Origin of the sequence: Glaciihabitans sp. GrIS 2.15 (genome assembly GCF_035984695.1) — a bacterium.
In the GTDB taxonomy this organism is placed as follows: domain Bacteria; phylum Actinomycetota; class Actinomycetes; order Actinomycetales; family Microbacteriaceae; genus Lacisediminihabitans.
This window is the reverse complement of record NZ_JAXCHU010000003.1, coordinates 379913-399644: the sequence shown is the minus strand read 5'-3', so window position 1 is coordinate 399644 and position 19732 is coordinate 379913. Positions and strand designations below refer to the sequence as shown.

17 protein-coding genes, 1 tRNA gene and 1 pseudogene are annotated in these 19732 nt (G+C 64.9%); 15 read left to right on the top strand and 4 right to left on the bottom strand.

Annotated features, from left to right (window positions below; genetic code table 11):
- Positions 1 to 175 precede the first annotated feature (175 nt).
- Positions 176 to 1486 (bottom strand): hypothetical protein, encoded by a 1311-nt coding sequence (locus RCH11_RS06510; RefSeq protein WP_327056172.1) that lies wholly within the window; start codon positions 1484 to 1486, stop codon positions 176 to 178.
- 111 nt (positions 1487 to 1597) lie between these two features.
- Here RCH11_RS06510 and RCH11_RS06505 point away from each other — a divergent pair, with 111 nt between their 5' ends.
- Positions 1598 to 5371 carry an AAA family ATPase gene (locus RCH11_RS06505; protein WP_442789010.1) on the top strand — a complete coding sequence of 1258 codons (3774 nt, stop codon included), beginning with the start codon at positions 1598 to 1600 and terminating at the stop codon, positions 5369 to 5371.
- Positions 5372 to 5587: 216 nt separating this feature from the next.
- Here the strand turns inward: RCH11_RS06505 and mscL are convergent, their stop codons facing one another.
- On the bottom strand, positions 5588 to 6067 hold the full coding sequence (mscL, locus tag RCH11_RS06500; RefSeq protein ID WP_327056171.1) for a large conductance mechanosensitive channel protein MscL: 480 nt from the start codon (positions 6065 to 6067) through the stop codon (positions 5588 to 5590).
- Positions 6068 to 6138: 71 nt separating this feature from the next.
- On the opposite strand from mscL, the gene RCH11_RS06495 reads away from it, so the two are divergent.
- On the top strand, positions 6139 to 6312 hold the full coding sequence (locus RCH11_RS06495; RefSeq protein ID WP_327056207.1) for a hypothetical protein: 174 nt from the start codon (positions 6139 to 6141) through the stop codon (positions 6310 to 6312).
- A 62-nt stretch (positions 6313 to 6374) separates the two neighbouring features.
- Here RCH11_RS06495 and RCH11_RS06490 read toward each other — a convergent pair.
- Positions 6375 to 6470 (bottom strand): annotated as a pseudogene (locus RCH11_RS06490) (FmdB family zinc ribbon protein); the annotation flags it as partial.
- A 26-nt stretch (positions 6471 to 6496) separates the two neighbouring features.
- Positions 6497 to 7075: a 5-formyltetrahydrofolate cyclo-ligase gene (locus RCH11_RS06485; RefSeq protein WP_327056170.1), complete on the bottom strand. Its 579-nt coding sequence runs from the start codon at positions 7073 to 7075 to the stop codon at positions 6497 to 6499.
- Positions 7076 to 7158: 83 nt separating this feature from the next.
- Here RCH11_RS06485 and galU point away from each other — a divergent pair, with 83 nt between their 5' ends.
- The 13 genes from galU to RCH11_RS06420 all read left to right on the top strand — a co-directional run bounded on the left by galU (position 7159) and on the right by RCH11_RS06420 (position 19704).
- On the top strand, positions 7159 to 8052 hold the full coding sequence (gene galU / locus RCH11_RS06480) for a UTP--glucose-1-phosphate uridylyltransferase GalU (protein ID WP_327056169.1): 894 nt from the start codon (positions 7159 to 7161) through the stop codon (positions 8050 to 8052).
- Positions 8053 to 8104: 52 nt separating this feature from the next.
- A complete protein-coding gene (locus tag RCH11_RS06475) occupies positions 8105 to 8761 on the top strand; it encodes a GNAT family N-acetyltransferase (RefSeq protein ID WP_327056168.1) in 657 nt (218 codons plus the stop codon).
- Between the two features lie 38 nt (positions 8762 to 8799).
- Entirely contained in the window at positions 8800 to 9705 is a 906-nt protein-coding gene (locus RCH11_RS06470) for a hypothetical protein (RefSeq protein WP_327056167.1), read from the top strand.
- A 206-nt stretch (positions 9706 to 9911) separates the two neighbouring features.
- Positions 9912 to 9987 (top strand) — tRNA-Ala (locus RCH11_RS06465).
- A gap of 400 nt (positions 9988 to 10387) precedes the next feature.
- Entirely contained in the window at positions 10388 to 10630 is a 243-nt protein-coding gene (locus RCH11_RS06460; protein ID WP_327056166.1) for a VOC family protein, read from the top strand.
- A 180-nt stretch (positions 10631 to 10810) separates the two neighbouring features.
- Positions 10811 to 11608, top strand: coding sequence for an ABC transporter ATP-binding protein (locus tag RCH11_RS06455; protein WP_327056165.1), 798 nt, complete (start codon positions 10811 to 10813; stop codon positions 11606 to 11608).
- Entirely contained in the window at positions 11590 to 13158 is a 1569-nt protein-coding gene (locus RCH11_RS06450; RefSeq protein WP_327056164.1) for a transporter, read from the top strand. The genes RCH11_RS06455 and RCH11_RS06450 overlap by 19 nt, the downstream gene beginning before the upstream one ends.
- 117 nt (positions 13159 to 13275) lie before the next feature.
- The gene (locus RCH11_RS06445; RefSeq protein ID WP_327056163.1) at positions 13276 to 13929 is read left to right on the top strand and encodes a recombinase family protein; all 654 of its coding nucleotides are present in this window, start codon (positions 13276 to 13278) and stop codon (positions 13927 to 13929) included.
- Positions 13930 to 14045: 116 nt separating this feature from the next.
- Positions 14046 to 14834 (top strand): DeoR/GlpR family DNA-binding transcription regulator, encoded by a 789-nt coding sequence (locus tag RCH11_RS06440; RefSeq protein WP_327056162.1) that lies wholly within the window; start codon positions 14046 to 14048, stop codon positions 14832 to 14834.
- A 113-nt stretch (positions 14835 to 14947) separates the two neighbouring features.
- Positions 14948 to 16021, top strand: a complete 1074-nt coding sequence (locus RCH11_RS06435) for an ABC transporter substrate-binding protein (RefSeq protein ID WP_327056161.1) — start codon at positions 14948 to 14950, stop codon at positions 16019 to 16021.
- Positions 16022 to 16148: 127 nt separating this feature from the next.
- Positions 16149 to 17744, top strand: a complete 1596-nt coding sequence (locus RCH11_RS06430; RefSeq protein WP_327056160.1) for a sugar ABC transporter ATP-binding protein — start codon at positions 16149 to 16151, stop codon at positions 17742 to 17744.
- On the top strand, positions 17741 to 18709 hold the full coding sequence (locus tag RCH11_RS06425; RefSeq protein WP_327056159.1) for an ABC transporter permease: 969 nt from the start codon (positions 17741 to 17743) through the stop codon (positions 18707 to 18709). The genes RCH11_RS06430 and RCH11_RS06425 overlap by 4 nt, the downstream gene beginning before the upstream one ends.
- A complete protein-coding gene (locus RCH11_RS06420) occupies positions 18706 to 19704 on the top strand; it encodes an ABC transporter permease (protein WP_327056158.1) in 999 nt (332 codons plus the stop codon). The genes RCH11_RS06425 and RCH11_RS06420 overlap by 4 nt, the downstream gene beginning before the upstream one ends.
- The last annotated feature ends 28 nt before the right edge of the window (positions 19705 to 19732 follow it).

The window sequence follows — 19732 nt, the reverse complement described above, 5'->3', positions numbered from 1 at the left end:
GCCGGGTAAGGTCACCCCGGCTGCTGGCCGAGTAGCGAGCGCCAGCTCTCGTGTCAAAACCGGCCTCGTGAGGCTCGCCCCTGCACTCGCGCTCAGCTGCGCGCCGACCAGTGACACGCGCGCCCGAACGTTCGGGCGCACGTGTCACTCGCGGGCGCGGAGGCCGCCTACAGCATCAGCGGTGGTCGTCGAACCTCGCCAGGGCATCCGCATCCCGCGAATAGGTCGCAGAGCTGCGGGCGGTGTCGAGCGCGGCGACGGGGTCGGACTGCGCCTCGGCCACCTCGAGCAGCCGCTGTGCCTCGGCAAGGCGGGTGCGGGCATCCGCCCCTACACCGCCGCGTCGGCTCGCGATGAAGTCCTGCGTTGCGGCAATCTGGCTGCGAGCGCTCACCAGAACGCCGACGAGCGCCGCGCTCGCGTGCTCGAGCCGCTGGGTTTGGTTTCGCGCGGTCGCCAGGGCGCTGTCGAGTTCGGTCACGGCATTCTCAAGCAGGCGGAGGGATGCGGCGGGTTCGCCGCTCACGAGGGAACCGAGCACCGACTCGAGCGCGCTGACGGCGGCACCGATTGCCGCCCCGGATTCTGGATCCGGCGCCGCATCCCGCGCGGACCTCGCCTCCGCGAGGTCGGCCTGGCTCTGGGTCGTGAGCGATGCGAGTCGGTCGGACTGCTCGGCGAGCGATGCGCTGAAGCTGTCCACCGCATCCAATAGCCGCACAGCCCTGGTCGCCGTCACTCGGGCCTCCTGCACCCGGTCGGCGACATCGGTTGCAAGCGGATCCGCGAGTCGAGCAAGTGCGGACTCCGCACCCTGACCCGCGGCGGTCAGCAGCCCGCGCGCCGCGGTGACATTGCCGCTCACCGTCGCGATCGCGGCCGGAGAGTAGCGGATACCGAGCGCGCTGAGGGCGGCCTCCGTGGTCGGGACACGCATCGAGGTCGCGACCACGAGCATCCGCACGGCTGCCAACTCTGTCGGGGCATCCGTCTCGCGGCGGCGCAGCGCATCGAAGGCGGCAGCCTCCGCAACGAGTTCCTGCTGTGATGATTCGCAGAGATGGATGATCCGCGCGTTCCATTCCCGCTGCTGAGTCGTCGTGTCGGCCTCGGAGTCGTCGAGCCGTTGCTTCAACCGGAATGACTCGGTGCGATCGCGCCGAGCCGTCACGAGGGCCTCGGCGAAGTCGCGAGTGCGATCCTCGCCGAACTGCGCGATCGCGAAACCGAGGTCATCGTCGGCCTGCGTCACCGCATCATCCAGCCGCACAAGGAGAATGTTTGCGCGCGTCGCGAGATCGCCGTCTACTGCACTGACACCCTCGGTGTTGGTGGTTGGCACCGCGGGTCTGCGGCGTCTCCGGCGCGACAGGATGGTGAACCCGGCGATCACCACGATCGCGAAGAGGACGACAATGGTGATGAGCGCGGTCGTCACGGCCTGGACGAGGTCGGAAGAAGCGGCGCGGATTGCCAGGATGAGCATGGCCGATATCTTACGTTTCACGCCCTGTGAGCGATCGAGGTGCACCTCGACGCGCGGCGAAACTCCCCCGCATTTCCCGAGATTCCGGGATGCCCCCGTTAAGGTTGCCCTGTGTGGCGTGCCAATAGACCCCAGGATGACGACTTCTTCGCGGAGCCGGGCGATAATCATGCCCGGGTGGAGCGGCAGGTGACTTCGCCCCACGCGCTGACCCTCGGCGATCCCAATTACTCGCTCTCGAATGTGGCAGAGCCCACCTGGCAGGGCTGGCGATCCGAACTCTCAGGTATTGGCGGCACCTCCCCGCTCCTGCACTTCGTCGACGGGCCTCGCACACGCATCGAGCTCGGCGCTACCCATCCGGGTGGACTCGCGCAGTTCATCACCGGCAAGTCCACTCTTCTTTCCAACCTGATTCGGGATGACATCGCCCTGCGTGCCGCGAAACTCGCCGCCGCAGAAATCGCCGATAAAAGCCTCGAGCTCGCCACTGCCCGGGGCATCGACTCGATCCACCTCGGAATCGGAATTGCGGAATGGCAGCATGACGGCGTGCAGTTCCGGGCACCGGTGCTTCTGCGCCCGCTCGCCATCCGTCGCTATGGCAGCAACTTCGAGCTCAAGCTCAAGGGTGCCCCGTTCCTCAATCCGGAGTTGTCCCGCGCTCTCGAAGCCCAGTTCCAGATCTCGCTCGATGCGGAGGCCTTCGTCGCGCTCGCCGAGGAAGACGGGTCGTTCAAGCCGAACCCGGTGATCGACCGCCTTCGCGGCCTCACCTCACATCTCGAGTGGTTCAACGTGCAGCCGAGACTGGTCGTTTCGTCGTTCGCCGATGTCGCGCGTGCGATGGAGTCCGACGCCGGTGACCTCGAACATCCGGTGCTCGATGCCCTGGCTGGCAACCCCTCAGCGAAGTGGGCCATCGAGGAGAGCTATTCTCCGGTCGCGCCACACAGCCCCGACCTACGCACCCCCGAAACCGACACGCTACTGCTCGATGCGGATGCCGAGCAGGAGAACGTGATCGCCCAGATCGCCGGCGGTAATTCCGTGGTGGTCAAGACACTTCCCGGCACGGGCGCCACCCAGACCATCGTCAACGCCATCGGTGCCCTCGTGAGCCAGAACAAGCGTGTGCTGGTCGTGAGCGCACGCCGGTCCTCCCTCGCGGGTATCGCCCAACGCTTCGGGGATGTCGGTCTCGCTGGCCTCGCGGTCGCTCCCGGCACGCTTCGCCGCGATCTCATCCGCTCGATCGGACGCAACGAGAAGGCACGCGCGCCGCAGATCGGTGAAGTGGATGACGCACTCGTGCGCCTGCGCAAGGTGCTGCTCGACTATCGCGGCGCCGTCGCCCGCACCGACCCGGCCCTGCGCGTCTCCGTGCTCGACTGCCTCACCGAGCTCTCCCGACTCGCCCTGCTTCCCGACCCGCCGGCCACCACCGCGCGGCTATCCCGCGAATCCGTCGAACTCATGGCGGATGACCGCGTCGGCGCCGCCCGGGCGATGGTCGAAGCGGCCGGCCTCGGTGAATTCCGCTATGGTCCGGGAGACTCGCCCTGGTACGGAGCCAACTTCGCGACGAGCGAGGCTGCCTCCCGAGCCCACGCGATCGCCAAGCAACTGAATCACACCGAGTTCCCACGACTACTCGAGCGTGCGGGCGATCTCATCTCGGGTACGCGCATGCGTCCGTTCGAGACGATCAACGAACTCGGCATCTACCTTCGCCTGCTCATTGACATCCGCGACACCCTCGACCGGTTCCTTCCGGTGGTCTTCGACCGCTCGCTCAGCGAGCTCATCGCCGCAACATCCGCCCGCAAGGACTCGCCAGAGATGTCGTCGGCGAATCGTCGGCGGCTCAAGAAACTCGCTCGGGAGTATGTGCGCCCCGGCGTTCACATCGGGGACATCAACGAGAGCCTGCAGCACATCCAGCAGCAGCGAATCCTCTGGCAGCGTTTCGTCGCTGCCGGGGTCACGCCTGAGGTACCGGTCGGCATCGCCGACGTGCAGGTGGCGTACCAGCAGGTGGCCCAGGACCTCGAATTCCTCGACGAGCCACTCGGTGCGGTGACGCGCGAAACCCAGCTTATCCACCTGCCGATCCATATCCTCACCGAACGACTCGCGGACCTCGCCGCGGAATCGGATGTGCTGAACAACCTGCAGGAGCGCGCCGAGTTGCGCGGCACCCTTCGCCACCTCCAGCTCGACCCGCTCCTCGACGATCTGGCATCGCGCCACGTGCCCGATGAGCAGGTCGCCGCGGAGCTTGAACTCTCCTGGTGGCAGTCGGCTCTCGAGTCGCTGCTCGAGGCGGATCGCGCCCTTCTCAACGCCAACACTTCGGTGCTCGACCGTCTCGAGGCGGACTTCCGCCTTGTGGACGAAGCCCACGCCGCAGGCAGCGCACAGCTGCTGGGCTGGCAGCTCGCCGAGAACTGGAGCATCGGCCTCGTGGACTGGCCGGAGGAGGCATCCGCTCTCAAGTCCGTGCTGCGCGGCCCGTCTATCGACGCCCGGGACCTGCAGGAGGCTGCCCCGCATCTCTCGCGAACGATCGCGCCAGTCTGGCTCGCATCCCCCTATGAAGTGGCGGGCATCACCGACACTCTTTCCTTCGACACCGTGATTCTGGTCGATGCCGGTGCGACGACCCTTGCGGAGAATCTGGCGGCCATCCGTCGTGGCAAGCAGACCGTGGCGTTCGGTGACCCGGTGACGCAGACGCCGTCCCCCTTCACCGTGGGGCTCGCGGGCGCCGACGACATCGTGCAGCTCGACGCGGAGGCGCTCGACGCGCTGCACGGAGAGTCTGCCCTTGCTCGCCTCGGGTCTCTGCTGCCGTCTCTCGCTCTCACGCGTAGCTACCGCGCGGGGGGAGAAGACCTCGCCGAACTGGTAAATCGGCGTTTCTACGCCGGCAAGATCGAGTCGTTCCCCTGGGCGGGCAGCTTCCTCGGTCACGGCAGCATCCGCCTGGATTTCCTGGCCGATGGATCGGGGATGCCCGACCCGGAGTCCGGCGGAGTCGAGAGTGTCGACGCCGAGGTCAACCGCATCGTCGAGCTCGTAATCGAGCACGCGACGACACGCCCGCACGAGTCCCTCATGGTGATCACTGCCAGCGCCCGCCACGCCGTGCGCGTGCAGCAGGCGGTGCTGGCCGCCACCTCCGGACGCCCGGAGCTCGGCGAGTTCGTGCTCGGCGATCGACCGGAGCCGTTCACGGTCACGACGATCGAGCAGTCCGTAGCTCAGAGCCGCGATCGGGTGATCTTTTCCATCGGCTATGGCCGGACTCCCCATGGCCGCGTGCTGTCGGACTTCGGTGCTCTCGGGCGCCCGGGTGGCGAGCGACTGCTCGCGGTCGCGATGACCCGTGCGCGCCGTTCCATGGTGATCGTCACGTGCTTCGAAGCGCAGGATATCGACGAGGACCGGATGCACTTCGGTGCGATCGCGCTCGCCGAGATCCTGACCGATGTAACGGCGCGTAGTGCCCTCGAGGCCGCAACGGACGACAGCGAGCCGATGCTGGTCGACCTCGCACGGCGGCTGAAACTGCGTGGCCTGCGCGTCGCTCTCGGTCACCGCGGAAAGCTCGGGCTCGTGGCATCCCACCAGGGCATGTGCCTCACCATCGAGACCGATTCCGTACTGCACGGCACGAGCCTGCGCGAGTCGCTGCGGCTGCGGCCCGAGATGCTTCGGCGCCTCGGATGGCACTACCTCCGTGTGCACGCGTTCGAGCTCTTCAGCGAACCCGACGCCGTGGCTGATCGCATCGTGACCATGCTCGGCGCCACCTCGACGCCAGATACCCAGCCGATCCCGACCGTTGGCGCAGTCGGCAGCGCACCGCACCCGGGTTGACGTGGGAAAGCACGACGCGCCTACGCCGCGGGAAAGACCGCGCCGCCGGGTGAGGACCGAGGCCATCGCCGGTTCAGACCCTCATCCGCAAAAGGAAGCACCGCGGCACGCCGAGAATGAAAACGACGAGCGTCTCACGGCAGATAAGCCGCCGCACTGGGGCCAGACTCACTAACAGTCTTCACTGCCCAAATTTCACACGAGGTACCGCGGCCGCTACTGGGCGGCGTGAGCCCCACCGGCCGGGGTGCTCGCGGGCAGGGTGTGGTCACCCTCGAGCGACGGACGACCGGCGAGCAGGTCACGAATCTGAATGAGCAACTCGGTCTCCGTCGGCGGCTGGTCTTCGGGGGTGGCCTCCCTTTCCTTTTTTTGCTTCGCGAAGGCGACTTTGCCCAGGTGGTTGATCGGCAGCACGATCGCGAAATAGACCACCAGAGCGATGATCAGGAACTGGAGCACGGAAGCGATGACCGAGCCGAACAGAATGTACGCGGTCTTGCCGTTGAGGGTCGGGATGGGCACCTTGAAGGCATCCTTCAGGTCCGAGGCATTGAACAGCGCCCCGATGATCGGGTTGAAGATGCCCGCAACCAGCGCCGTGACAATAGCGGTGAATGCCGCGCCGATGATGATACCGACGGCTAGATCGATCACGTTACCTCGGAGGACGAATTCCTTAAAACCTGTGAGCACGGGGGTCTCCTTTGCTTCTCTGATTCGAGTACTACGAACCGGTGGGACCGGAGGGGGACTTTGAAGGGACGGTGCCGGATTTCGGAGCGGGCGATTTCGGGGCCTTCGTTTCTCCCGGTGAGGAACTCGACTCGGATTTTTTGGCCGGAGCTTCGGATTTTGTCGCCGAGGTCGAGTCTGCTGACGAGGTCGACGACACGCCGGACGAGTCCTTCGACTTCTCGGCGCGACTGTCGTTGCGATAGAAACCCGATCCGGTGAAGCTCACGCCGATTGAATTGAACACCTTGCGTAGCTGCGATTGGCCACAGTTGGGGCACACGGTGAGGGACTCATCCGTGAATGCCTGGTATTGGTCGAACGCGAAGTCGCAGTTGGCACAGCGGTAGGAGTAGGTGGGCACAGAGGTCCTTAGAGCGTCGGGGGGAGTTAGAAGCGAGTGATGGCGCTGGGGGTGATGACACCGTCCACACGCTTGTCGTGCACTTCGCTGGGCACGCTATCGACGAATTCCCGGTCGAAGATCACAGCATAGACCGGTGGGCACTTTTCCATCGATCCCAGCGTGCGGTCGAAGTAGCCGCGGCCCCAGCCCATCCGCATTCCCGTGCGGTCGACGGATGCGGCGGGCACGAGGATGAGGTCCACATCGTTGATGGCGATCGGGCCGAGTAACTCGCCAACGGGTTCCAGCATGCCGAAGAGTCCCTCGACCTCGGTCTCGCCGTCGCCAACCGTCCAGTCGAGCAGGCCGTCATCGCGAGAGATGGGAAAGAGGATGCGGATCTGCTGTTCGTCCGCCCAGTTGAGGAAGGGACGGATGTTGGGCTCCTCGGTTGTCGGCAGGTACGCCGCCACCGAGCGCACGTGAAGTCGCGTGGCGAGTTCGATGAGGTGGGCGCTCAGTTGTGTGGTGGAAAGCTCACGCTCCCGGGTCGTCATGATCCGTCGCCGTTCTCGAAGCTCGGCACGCAGGGCGCGCTTCTGGTGGCTCTCGTCTCCAGTCATCCCAGTACCCCGTTCATTCCGGCAAGTCTACGGTTAGGCCGCAGTTAACACCCTCGAAGGAGAGGCCGTATACCCTAGGCCCCATGGCCTTCACAATCACTAAAGCTGTCATTCCCGCCGCGGGACTCGGAACACGATTCCTGCCCGCGACGAAAGCGATGCCCAAGGAGATGTTGCCCGTCGTCGACAAGCCCGCGATTCAATACGTGGTCGAGGAAGCCGTCGCGGCAGGTCTCACCGATGTTCTGATGATCACGGGACGCAATAAAAACGCGCTCGAGAATCACTTCGACCGCGTGGGTGAGCTCGAAGCGACCCTGCTCATGAAGGGCGACATCGAGCGGCTGCGCAAAGTGAACTACGCCACCGATCTTGCCGAGGTTCACTACGTGCGCCAGGGTGACCCCAAGGGACTCGGCCACGCCGTGCTGCGCGCACGGATGCACGTGGGACACGAACCCTTTGCCGTGCTCCTCGGTGATGACATCATCGACGAGCGCGACGTGTTGCTCTCGCGCATGCTCGAGGAGCAGGGCAAACGCAATGCGACCATCGTCGCCCTGCTCGAGGTGGATCCCGCGCAGGTTCACATGTACGGAATCGCGACGGTCGAGGCGACGGAAGATGATGACGTTGTGCGCATTACCGGACTTGTAGAGAAGCCCTCCCGCGAGACGGCCCCGTCCAACTACGCGATTATCGGCCGTTATGTGTTGCAGCCTGAGATCTTCGACATTCTGGAACACACGCCCGCGGGCAAAGGCGGAGAGATCCAGCTGACGGATGCCCTGCAAACCCTTGCAGCAAACCCCAGCATCGCGGGTGGCGTCTACGGCGTCGTCTTCCGCGGCCGCCGGTACGACACCGGAGACCGGCTCGACTACATCAAGGCCATCGTGCAGCTCGCGGTCGACCGCGACGACCTCGGCCCCGACCTTCGCCCTTGGCTCAAGGACTTTGCCAAAAACCTCGAGTAGCGCCTCACGATGGCGAGCCGGCGCATCGATGACCCGGCTCTAGACTGGGGCGGTGGCGACTCCGATCCCTACCCTGCGCGAGGGTAAGACGACGATTCGCCCTATCCGTCTCAGGGATGCTCGACTACTCGAGCGTGAGTTGCTTGAGAATCGCGGATGGTTGCGCAAGTGGGAGGCGACCAACCCGCACGGGGCGATGAGTTTCGATGTGCGCTCGAGCATCCGCAGTCTCCAGGCCAATTCCCGCGCCGGCTTCGGTCTGCCATTCGCCATCGAATACGACGGTGAGTTCGCGGGCCAGCTGAACGTGTCGGGTATCACCTACGGTTCCCTCTCGTCGGCGACGATCGGCTACTGGGTGTCCGAACGGTTTGCGGGGAAGGGCGTGACGCCGGCGGCGGTAGCGCTTGCCAGCGACTATGCCTTTTTCCAGGTGGGGATGCACCGCATGGAGATCTGCATCCGTCCCGAGAATGCGCCGAGCCTTCGGGTTGTAGAGAAACTCGGGTTCCGTTACGAAGGGCTGCGACGGCGCTACATTCATATCAATGGCGACTGGCGCGACCATTTCTGCTTCGCACTCGTCGCGGAGGAGATTCCGGTCGGTGTACTGCGACGCTGGCTCGATGGTCGCGTTCCCGTTGGTGCGGGCACGGTGCCCCAGGCCGACTGGGATGCCTCGCTTCAGCGCGGGACACACCCTCGATAATCGGCCGTGAATTGGCCTCGCCCTCGTACCGTAGGGCTATGGGTGCAGCAGGATTCGGATCGAGCGTGATCATTGCTCTGGCTGCCGTGCTCTGGCTCACCTATCTTGTGCCAACCTGGCTGCGTCGCCGCGAGTACCTCGCGACCGAGCGCAACGCCCTTCGCCTTCAGCAGACCCTCCGCATCATGGCCGAGACTGCAGAGGTGCCGCAGGAGGTCCGCGTCGAGACGACTGCCCGTAATGCAGCCCAGCTGGAGCGGGTGCTCAAGACTCAGCTTCAGCGCACTGCTGCCATCGCCGAGGCGCAGGCTGTCGCGGTCGCTCGTGCCGCCGCTCGTCGCCTTGCCGAAACCCAGCCGGCCCTCGCCGCGGATATTGCGATCACATCGTCTGCATCGCGACGACTCCGTCGTTCGCGCGCCGTTACCGCGGTGATCCTCTTCGCCGCGCTTGCCGGCTCCGGGCTCGGGGTCGCGGAGTTCGTCGCCTCCGGTGCCTGGACTCTTCTCGCTGGTGGTTCGGCCGTGACACTCGGCAGCATCGCGATGCTCGGGCAGATGGCATCCGTCGGCCGAGCCCGCGCCGAACTCGCCCGCAGCCTGCGTTCCCGGCCCGCGGTCGTTGTCGAAGCTCCGCGGGTGATTGTCGTTCCCACGGTCCCGGTGCGGGCCACCTGGACGCCCGTTCCGGTGCCGAAACCGCTCTACATGTCACGGCCGGCTCCCGAGCGCTCGCTCGTCGCGTCCCTCGAGGCCGCCGCCGAGGTGCGCCAGGCCGCTGCGGATGCCGAGCGCCGGCTGCGCGAGGCCTTCGATGCTCCCGAGGTCACTCCGATCCGACCCGCCGCTCACGTGCCGAGTCGATTTGCGCGGATGGGATTTATCGAGGAGCAGCCCGAGATTCACACGGACCTCGATGCCGTGCTGCGCCGCCGTCGCGCCTAGCCCGCGCGCTGAAGTTGTGCGGCGGTGCTCGGGCCGCAGTTTTCGGGCCGCAGTTTTCATGGCGCAGTTTTCGGGCTAACTCCTGAACCATGGCGCCATTCCCGCCCACTCGATACCGGACGGATGGTCCGCGGCCAGCACCGCGCAGTGGAGCGGTCGCCTGCGCCGAAGCCAGCACCGAAAGTGATAACGTAGCTACGCAGCACGGGCCCTTGGCGCAGTTGGTAGCGCGCCTCGTTCGCATCGAGGAGGTCAGGAGTTCGAATCTCCTAGGGTCCACCAGCACTGCAGAAACTCCCCGCACCTCGGCATCACCGCCGTGGCTCGCGGGGAGTTCGTTCGTGGAGGCCTCGATCAGTCGGGAACCGTAGCGCCGAGAACGGGACGGCCGCGTTCACTGGGCTCTTCTGCGGCAGTGGATCGCCAGCGAGGGTAACCGGCGAGCAGGCCTCCGGCAGTGAGGATGTGTCGATCAGCGGTGACACACCAATCCAGCGATTCGATGTGGCGTCTCGCGCCGGGAAGATGTGTAAACGGCGGGCGCGCCGATCCTGCGAGCGATCGGGGGCATGCTCGTGATCCCGCCACCCGTGACACCGCGGATGTCTCCGCCGAGAGCACCTTCTGGTCAGGCCTCCTGCAGGCCGCAGTCGAGATTAGCGACGATTGGCACACGCTATAGGTGGATGGTGCGCCACGTCTGGGATTTCAATTCGCCCCAAACTATGTCGCGCCGGACTGGCCCGATGGCGAATCGCAGCAGATGCACCTCGACCTGTATGTCGACGATATCGCCGCTGGCCACGCCGAAGCGATGGCGCTTGGCGCCCGCCTGCTGAAGCTGTCGGCGCACCCCGAGTCAGCGGAGAGGTTTCATATTTACGCGGATCCGGCCGGGCATCCATTCTGCCTCTGCTGGGGCTGAGCAGGGTCGTCGCCGCAGCTATGCGCCCGCGAGCGACACTCGCGCCCGAACCTTCGGGCGCGAGTGTCGCTCGCGGGCGCATAGAAGCCGCGGAGAGGGTCGCACGGAGAGGGTCGAACGTAGAGCAGGGATAGCCGAAAGCACCTCGTCTTATCGGCACCGTCGAGTAGTCTGACGCTCGTGCCCGAGACCCAAGACCAGCCTTCCACCGCCCCCGTCTCCTCACCGGCAGCTCTCCGCATCCGCGGACTGTATAAGCGCTTCGGTGAGAAGAATGCGGTCGACAATCTCGACCTGGACGTGCCGACCGGATCGTTCTACGGACTGGTCGGGCCTAACGGCGCGGGGAAGACCACGACCCTCTCAATGGCGACCGGGCTGCTGAGACCGGATGCCGGCACCATCATCCTGCACGGGGTCGATGTCTGGCGAAACCCCATCGAAGCGAAGAGACTCGTGGGAGTGCTTTCCGACGGAGTGCGCCTGTTCGATCGGCTCACCGGCGAACAACTCGTGACCTACTCCGGACTGCTCTCGGGCATGGACCGGGCTACGGTCGCGGAGCGTGTCGACGACCTGCTTCGCCTGCTCGACCTGCAGGGTGCGAGCGGCACGCTGGTAGTTGACTATTCGGCGGGTATGACCAAGAAGATCGCCCTCGCCTGCGCCCTCGTGCACGCGCCGCAGCTTCTCGTGCTCGACGAGCCCTTCGAATCGGTTGATCCGGTATCAGCGGCGAATATCCGTGACATCCTGCAGGGATACGTCTCATCGGGTGGCACGGTCATTGTCTCCAGCCACGCGATGGATCTGGTGCAACGCATGTGTGACCACGTCGCTGTCATCGCGGCTGGCCGGGTGCTGGCCGCAGGCACGGTCGACGAGGTGAGGGGCGGATCGACGCTGGAAGACCGGTTTGTCGAGCTCGTCGGCGGACGGCACCATGCGGAAGGCCCCGAATGGTTGCGAATCTCCTGAGGCTTCGCCTCCTCGTTCTCAAGAACTCCCTTCTGCGCAGTACCTGGCAGCTCGTCGCCGTGATCTTCGGCGCACTCTACGGTCTCGGCGTGCTGTTCGGTGCCGCGATCGGGCTCATCGCCCTCAGCGGTGCGCCGGTGTCCATCGCGCGCACCGTAGTGGTGCTCGCCGGCTCGGCAGTGGTGCTCGGCTGGGTCGTCATCCCGCTTCTCACCTCTGGTATCGACCAGACCCTCGAACCGGCGCGGCTGGTGACCTTTCCCATTCCGCTCAACACCCTGCTGCTTGGGCTCGCCCTCAGCGGACTCGTGGGGGTGCCAGGGATCGTGACCATGCTCGGGTCGCTGGCGACCGCAGGCACCTGGTGGCAGCATCCGCAGATCGCCCTGATCGCCGCGATCTGCGCGGCTATTGCGGCGGCGACCTGCATCGTCGGGTCGCGGGCGGTCACCACCCTCAGCGCCACCTTCACCTCGGGGAGACGCTTTCGGGAGGCTGCAGGATTCCTCGCATTCATTCCGCTAGTGCTGCTCGGTCCGATCATCGTCTCGCTGTCTTCTGGCATTCGCAATTCCACCGACGCCCTTCCCGGCCTCGCAAACGCCCTCGCCTGGACTCCGCTCGGAGCCCTCTGGGCCGTACCTTCGGATGTCGCGGTCGCTGACTGGGGTGCCGCCGGCCTGCACTTCCTCATCGGCGTCGCGACTCTCGTGCTGCTCACCCTGCTCTGGCGACGCAGCCTCGCACTCGCCCTCATCACGCCGGCCCACGTCACCTCGCGAAGCCGAGGACGCGGAAAGCTTGGCTTTCTCGGCAGCTTCCCTGCGACTCCGGCGGGAGCGGTGGCGGCGCGATGCCTCACCTACTGGATCCGGGATCCGCGCTACGCCCGACAGTTGCTCATCGTGCCACTCATCCCCGCTCTCATGTTCTTCTACAGCCGCAACGGGCCGCTCGAGCTGCTCAACTCGGTGGGACCGATCGTCGCTCTGCTGCTCTCTCTGTCGATCTTCTCCGACCTGTCGTATGAGGGCACTGCCTTCGCCACGCAGATCGCGTCCGGCATCCGGGGGAGGGACGACCGGCTCGGTCGCGCCGCAGCTCTCGGAAGCTTCGGACTGCCGATCGTGATCATCTTCACCATCGGATCGGTGTGGATCAGCGGCTCTTGGGAGGTGCTCCCCGGACTTCTCGGGCTATCTCTTGGCATCTTCCTGAGCGGACTCGGCGTGTCGAGCTTCTCGTCGGCGCGGATCGTCATCCCCGTGCCGGGGCCGGGCGATAATCCATTCAAAGCTGCACCGGGGGCGGGTTTCACCACCGCGCTCACCACCTTCGCGACCTGGGGGGTGCTCGGGGTGCTCGTATTACCGGAACTCGTGCTCGCGGTGGTCGGGGCGGCGACCGGGGTGGGAATCCTCGGCTGGATCGGGCTCGGGGTGGGCATCGGACTCGGTTCGGCGCTGCTGGTGGCGGGTGTCCGGCTCGGCGGCGCCCAGCTCGATCGGGCGGCACCGGAGCTTCTCGAGAAACTGGCTCGCCAGCATTGAGAACACGGCGAGAGTCGGGCCGGTGGGTCTGTGCCGGTGGGTCTGTGCCGGTGGTAGGTTGGGGCGATCATCGCCCGGCGCTATCGGGCCGGTCTCGGGAGCAGGGGTGGTGAGTCGATGACACGGGTTGGCTATATCTGGGTCGGTCCTCTCGAGCACAACCTGGAGTTCCAGCGTGACCTTCTGGCCACGCGCGGCATCGACATCCTCTACGAAGACATCAGTGCCAAGGTGGCGACTCCGATCCGCACCGAACTAACCACCGCACTCGACGCGATCGGCGCGGGCGACACTCTCCTGGTGTGGCGTCTCGACCGTCTCGGCAGCACATCGGGCAACGTGCTTTCCCTGCTCGAGTTACTCGGTCGTCGTGGCGTCGGTGTCGCCTCCGTCGCGGAGAACCTGGATACCTCGGGTGACGCAGGTCACTCCCTCCTCACGATCATCTCGGCGTTCAACGAACTCGAACGCTGTCTCAGTCGTGAGCGCACGATGGTCGGGGTCTATGCAGCGCGTGCCCGTGGTCGAGTGGCCGGACGCCCGCGTGCTCTCTCACCCACCAACGTCGAGCGCGTGCTGATGCTCAAGGACCAGGGTGCGACAGTGCGCGAGATCGCCCAAGAGCTCGGCACCTCGCGCGCCACGGTGTACCGCGCGATCGAACTTGCGGCCGTGGATGCCTCGGCAGAGCGCCCCGCGGAACAAGAGCGCACCTCGCTCACGGTACGATTTGGCAGCCCGCTCCTCGGTGATGCGGACGCCCTGGCGTAACCCGCTGGCGTAACCCGCTGGCCTAAGCCCCTGGCCTGGCCCGCCCGCGTGCAGCGCGAGCGGCAATAAAGAACAAAATAGATCACTTTCTCTCATTAACTTTGTAGCATGAGCAGGTGATTGCCGCGCAGAGACGCCAACTGATCCTCGATTCGCTTCGGGTGGATGGTGCCGTGTCGATCACAGCGCTTGCTCTCCTCCTCGACACCTCGGCCGTCACCATTCGCCGTGATCTTGACTACCTCGACTCGGTCGGAAAACTGACCCGAACGCACGGGGGAGCGGTGGCCGGGCTCACGGCGGTGGAGTCTCCGTATGCCGAGAAGGTGGTGCAGGCGATCGCCGAGAAGGAGGCGATCGCGCGGCTCGCGGCGTCTCTCGTCCGCGACGGCGATGTGCTCATCATCGGCCCGGGTACCACCACCGAAGCGCTGGCGAAGAACCTCACCATACGCACCGGACTCACTATCATCACTAACTCGCTACCGGTGGCAACGGCCTTCGTCGAATCCCCGGGAAATCAACTGATCATGACGGGCGGAACGCTGCGTGCATCCATTCTCGCCCTCGTCGGAGATGCGACCAACCGCACCATCCGCGGCATCCATGCGGACACCACTTTCCTCTCCGGAAACGGCCTCGACGCCGAGTTCGGGCTCTCGACCCCCAACATGACGGTGGCGGATGCCGACCGCGCGATGGCGGCATCCGCTGCCAGGGTGGTCGTGCTTGCTGATCACACCAAAATCGGCGTGCGCACGGCCATCCAGACTCTCCCCACCGCATCGATTTCCCATCTGGTGACCGACAGTGGATCCCCTCTTGCGCAGCTGGAGGCGATGTCTCAAAAAGGGGTCACTGTGCACAGTGCAATAATTGCCTCTGGACTTTTGGACACGTTTTAGCAACAATCCTTAGGGAACAGGTTTGCATTCTGCAACCTATTGCTATGTTTTGAGCGATTCGGTTCGAACCGGAGTGCTTTTACACGTCATCTCTAACAAGGAAGTTGGACCCAATGTTCACGAAACGTACGGCGCAGAGCCTCGCCGGTACCGTTGCATTCGTTGCAGCGGTCGGGCTCGCGCTCACCGGTTGCACCAATACCGGAACCCCCACGTCAAGCTCTGCGGGCACGGACGTCAAGCAGACCGTCAAGGCATCCGACGGGCCCACCTGTTCGCTCACCGACTACAAGGGCGCCAAGATCGATCTCAAGAATGCGATCGTCGGATTCTCCCAATCGGAGAAGGAAGACAACCCGTTCCGTATCGCGGAGACCAAGTCGATCACCGACGAAGCCGCCAAGATCGGCGTGAAGAAGTTCATCAAGACGAACGCCCAGTCCACGCTCTCGAAGCAGATCTCCGATATTCAGGATCTGATCTCGCAGGGAGCACAGGTGCTGATCGTCGCCCCGCTCAACTCGGACGGCCTCAAGCCGGCGCTGTCGGCAGCGCGGGCCAAAAATATCCCGGTGCTGACGGTTGACCGCAAGCTCAACGCAAGCGCCTGCACCGACTACGTGTCGTTCCTCGGGTCGGATTTCATCTCACAGGGCAAGCGCGCCGCCGACCAGTTGATCAAGGGAACGAGCGGCAAGGGCAACGTCGCGATCCTGCTCGGAGCGTCGGGAAACGGTGTCACGACCGACCGCACGAAGGGCTTTGTTGACGAGATGGCCGCGAAGGCGCCCGACATGAAGATCGTCGCGCAGCAGACCGGTAACTTCAACCGCGGAGACGGCCAGACCGTGACCGAGCAGCTGCTGCAGGCTCACCCCGACATCTCGGTCATCTACGCCGAGAACGATGAGATGGGGCTCGGTGCCCAGGCCGCCATCATCGCTGCAGGCAAGGCTCCGGGCAAGGACATCCAGATCTACTCGATCGACGGCACCAAGAACGCGGTGCAGCAGATCGTCGCTGGTGCCTACAACGGAGTCATCGAGTCCAACCCGCGGTTCGGTCCGCTCGCCTTCGCGACTCTCACGACCTTCCTCGCGGGCACCCCGGTCGGCCAGAGCATCGTCATCGAGGACTCAGAGTACGACCCCGCGAATGCGGCGCAGAAGGTAGATTCGGCCTTCTAGCCGTACGAACGGCCAGCGCACCGCCAGCACAGTCGCCCCATCGCGACCTGCCGCCGGTGCGCTGGTGTTCGATCACCCTTCCGATCAGTGCGTCGGAAGAGACCCGTTCGACAGAGAGGTAGTGGCTGTGACTATCGAGTCCCCGACCAGCGGTGCCCCGCTCGATGGCGAGGCGACCACCCCCGCGGTACCGGTGCTGGAAGCGCGTGGCGTCACCAAGAGATTCGCCGGTGTCACCGCGCTTGACTCGGTGGATTTCGCGGTGCGGCCCGGTGAGAGCCTCGCCCTCATGGGCGAGAACGGCGCTGGCAAGTCGACCCTCATCAAAGTGCTCACTGGTGTCTACCAGCCGGACGATGGAGAGCTGCTGCTCGGTGGAGTGCCTGCGAAGTTCGCTCGGCCGCTCGATGCGCAGCGCAACGGAGTGTCCACTATCTACCAGGAGGTCAATTTGATCCCCCTGATGTCGGTGGCCCAGAACATCTTCCTCGGGCGGGAGCCCCGCAATCGGTTCGGACTCATCAACTTCGCACGCATGTATGCCGACGCCAGGGGTCTCCTCGACGTGTACGGCATCGACGTGGATGTGCGAAGGCCATTGCGGAGCCTGGCCCTCGGCATCCAACAGATGGTGGCCCTCGCGCGCTCGGTGAGCATCAACGCGCGGGTGGTGATCATGGACGAACCCACGTCCTCGCTCGAAGCCCGCGAGGTGGAGACTTTATTCTCGGTGGTCTCGTTGCTGCGGGAACAGGGAATCGCGATCGTCTATGTGAGCCATCGGATGGACGAGATCTACCGCGTTGCCGAGCGAGTGATCGTGCTGCGTGATGGCAGGGTCGTGCACGTCGGCGGTCTCGCCGAACTGCCCCGCGTCGAACTCATCTCCCTCATGCTCGGGCGCTCGGTGGAGAAGGTCACCCGAGGAGGGACGACCGCGTTCGGCGGCTCGCACGCGTCCAGCGCACCGCCGGTGCTGGTGGCCGACGACCTCAGTCGCAAGCATCAGATCGACGGCATCGACATCCAGATCCGCCCGGGCGAGGTCGTCGGTCTCGGCGGACTCCTCGGCTCCGGACGCTCCGAGACGCTCAAGGCGCTCGCCGGAGTGATGCAGCTGGATCGCGGTACGGTGACGATCGACGGCAAACCCGTCAAAAGCGGATCAGTGCCTGCCGCTATTCGCGCCGGAATCGTGATGCTGCCAGAAGACCGCAAGGCCGAGGGCATCGTGCCGGGCCTCTCGGTGCGCGACAACATCGTGCTCGCCGCGCTACCCCGCCTTTCTCGCGGTGGATTCTCGTCGAAGAAGAACCAGGATGCGGTGGTCGAGGTCTTCATGAAGCGATTGCACATCAAGGCATCCAGCCCCGACCAGATCGTCTCCGAACTCTCCGGCGGAAACCAGCAGAAGGTGATGATTGCGCGCTGGCTTGCGATGAGCCCCAAGGTGTTGCTCCTGGACGAGCCGACCCGCGGGATCGACGTCGGTGCCAAAGCCGAAGTGCAGGCGCTCATCGACGAACTTGCGCGAGAGGGGCTCGCGATCGTGCTCGTCTCCTCTGAGGTGGAAGAGGTTGTCGAAGGATCCGCGCGCGTGATCGTGCTGCGTGACGGCTCACTCGAGACCGAACTCGACGGGGATGACGTGAACGAAGACCGACTGCTCGCTGCCCTTGCCGGCGGAACCGACACCGCCATCACCCCCGGAGCGGACAAGTGACCGAGCAGACCGTGACGATAACCCTGCCTCAGCGAGGTGCCGTGCTCGGAGTTTTGCAGAAATACGGCGTGTACATCGCCATCATCGTGCTCCTGCTCTACAACCTCTTCTTCACTCCCAATTTCTTCCAACTCGAGAATTTTCGCACGCAGTTCGTGCAGGTGGTGCCCGTACTGATCGTGGCGCTCGGTATGGCGCTCGTCATCGGCACCGAAGGAATCGACCTCTCCGTCGGCGGGGTGATGGCGCTCGCCGCGGCGGTCATCCCGCTCTACATCGGCTACGGCCTCGTCCCGGTGGTGATCATCGCCATTGTCGTCGGCAGCCTGGTCGGCCTCATCAACGGCTCACTCGTGGCTCTCGTGGGAGTGCAACCGATCGTTGCGACGCTGTCGCTCATGGTCGCAGGGCGAGGGATCGCGCTCCTCATCGCCAATGAGCAGTTGAAGTCGGTGGTCGACCCGAACCTGCTCGCTATCGGTCGGGATTCCCTGTTGGGCGTGCCGTACAGCGTGATAATCGCAGCCGTACTCGTGCTGCTCATCGCTCTTCTCGTCAACCGAACGACCTTCGGTAAGCAGCTCATCGCGATCGGAGGCAGCCGCCGCGCCGCAGAGCTCTCCGGGTTGCCGGTGAAGCGCATCCTGCTTCTCGTCTATGTGATCTGCGCCGTGCTCGCCGCCATCGCTGGCATCATCGGCACCGCGCGTCTCGGGGCTTCGGTGCCCTCGACCCTCGGCAACCTGATCGAGCTTTCGGCGATTACCGCCGTCGTGGTGGGAGGTACCCCGCTCACCGGAGGGCAGGTGAAGGTGGCCGGAACGGTAGCCGGAGCGCTGCTCCTGCAGTTCATCAGTGCCACTCTCAACCAGCACAATGTGCCGGATGCGTTCTCGCAAATCACCCAGGCCGTAATCATTCTCTTTGCGGTCTATCTCCAGCGCGGACGGACGGCAGTGCGATGAGCGTCACCATCGAGACGAGTGCCGGACCGACGACGGACAGCCAGGCCCGCCGAGAACGCGTCGCCGGTATCCTGCAGGGATATGGCGCTGCCATCGTGCTCGTGATCCTGCTCGTGGTGGGGGCGGTATCTTTCCCCACTTTCTTCACCCCGAGCAATTTCACCAACATCGCGACCCAGTCGTCGTTTCCCCTGATCGTTGCGGTCGGCATGACCTTCGTGATACTCACGGGCGGAATCGATCTCTCGGTCGGGTCGGTTTTCGCCCTTGGTGGGGTGCTCGCGGCCTATGGCTCGGCTCTCGGAGTGCTCGGCGCCCTGCTCCTGCCGCTCGTGGTTTGCGGCGTGATCGGCCTGGTGCAGGGCCTGCTCGTCGCGTGCGCGAAAATGGCGCCTTTCATCGTCACCCTCGCGGGACTGCTCGCCGTGCGTGGCCTCGTGCTCGCGATCACCGCCGGGGGCTCGAACACGCCGCTGGTGAAGGATCCGGCGTTCACCGCCATCGGACAGGGCGGGGTCTTCAGCATCCACTGGACGGTGATCATCGCGATCGCCGCCGTGGTGATCGGCACCATCGTGCTCACGCGCACTCGGGGTGGCCAGGCGATCTTCGCTGTCGGAGGTTCGGAGAGCGCATCGACCTTCATGGGGCTCCCGGTCGCCCGGGTGAAGCTGACCGTCTATATCGCGAGTGGACTGTGTGCCGGGCTCGCTGGTGCGCTCAACGCCGGCTATTCCTCATCCGGGGTTCCGACGGTCGGTGTGGGGCTTGAGCTCAGTGCGATCTCGGCGGTCGTGATCGGCGGCACGCTGCTTGTGGGCGGCCGAGGCAGCCTCGTCGGCACCCTGGCCGGGGTGCTGCTGCTCAGCGTGATCCAGAACATGATCAACCAGGTCGGCTCTTTGTCGTCATCGGTGCAGTCAGTCGTCTCCGGCCTATTTCTCGCGGTCGTGGTGATCATTCAGACTGTGCTCTCTCGAACGCAGCGGCTGTAGCCCAACATTCATAAGACGAAGAGGCGGA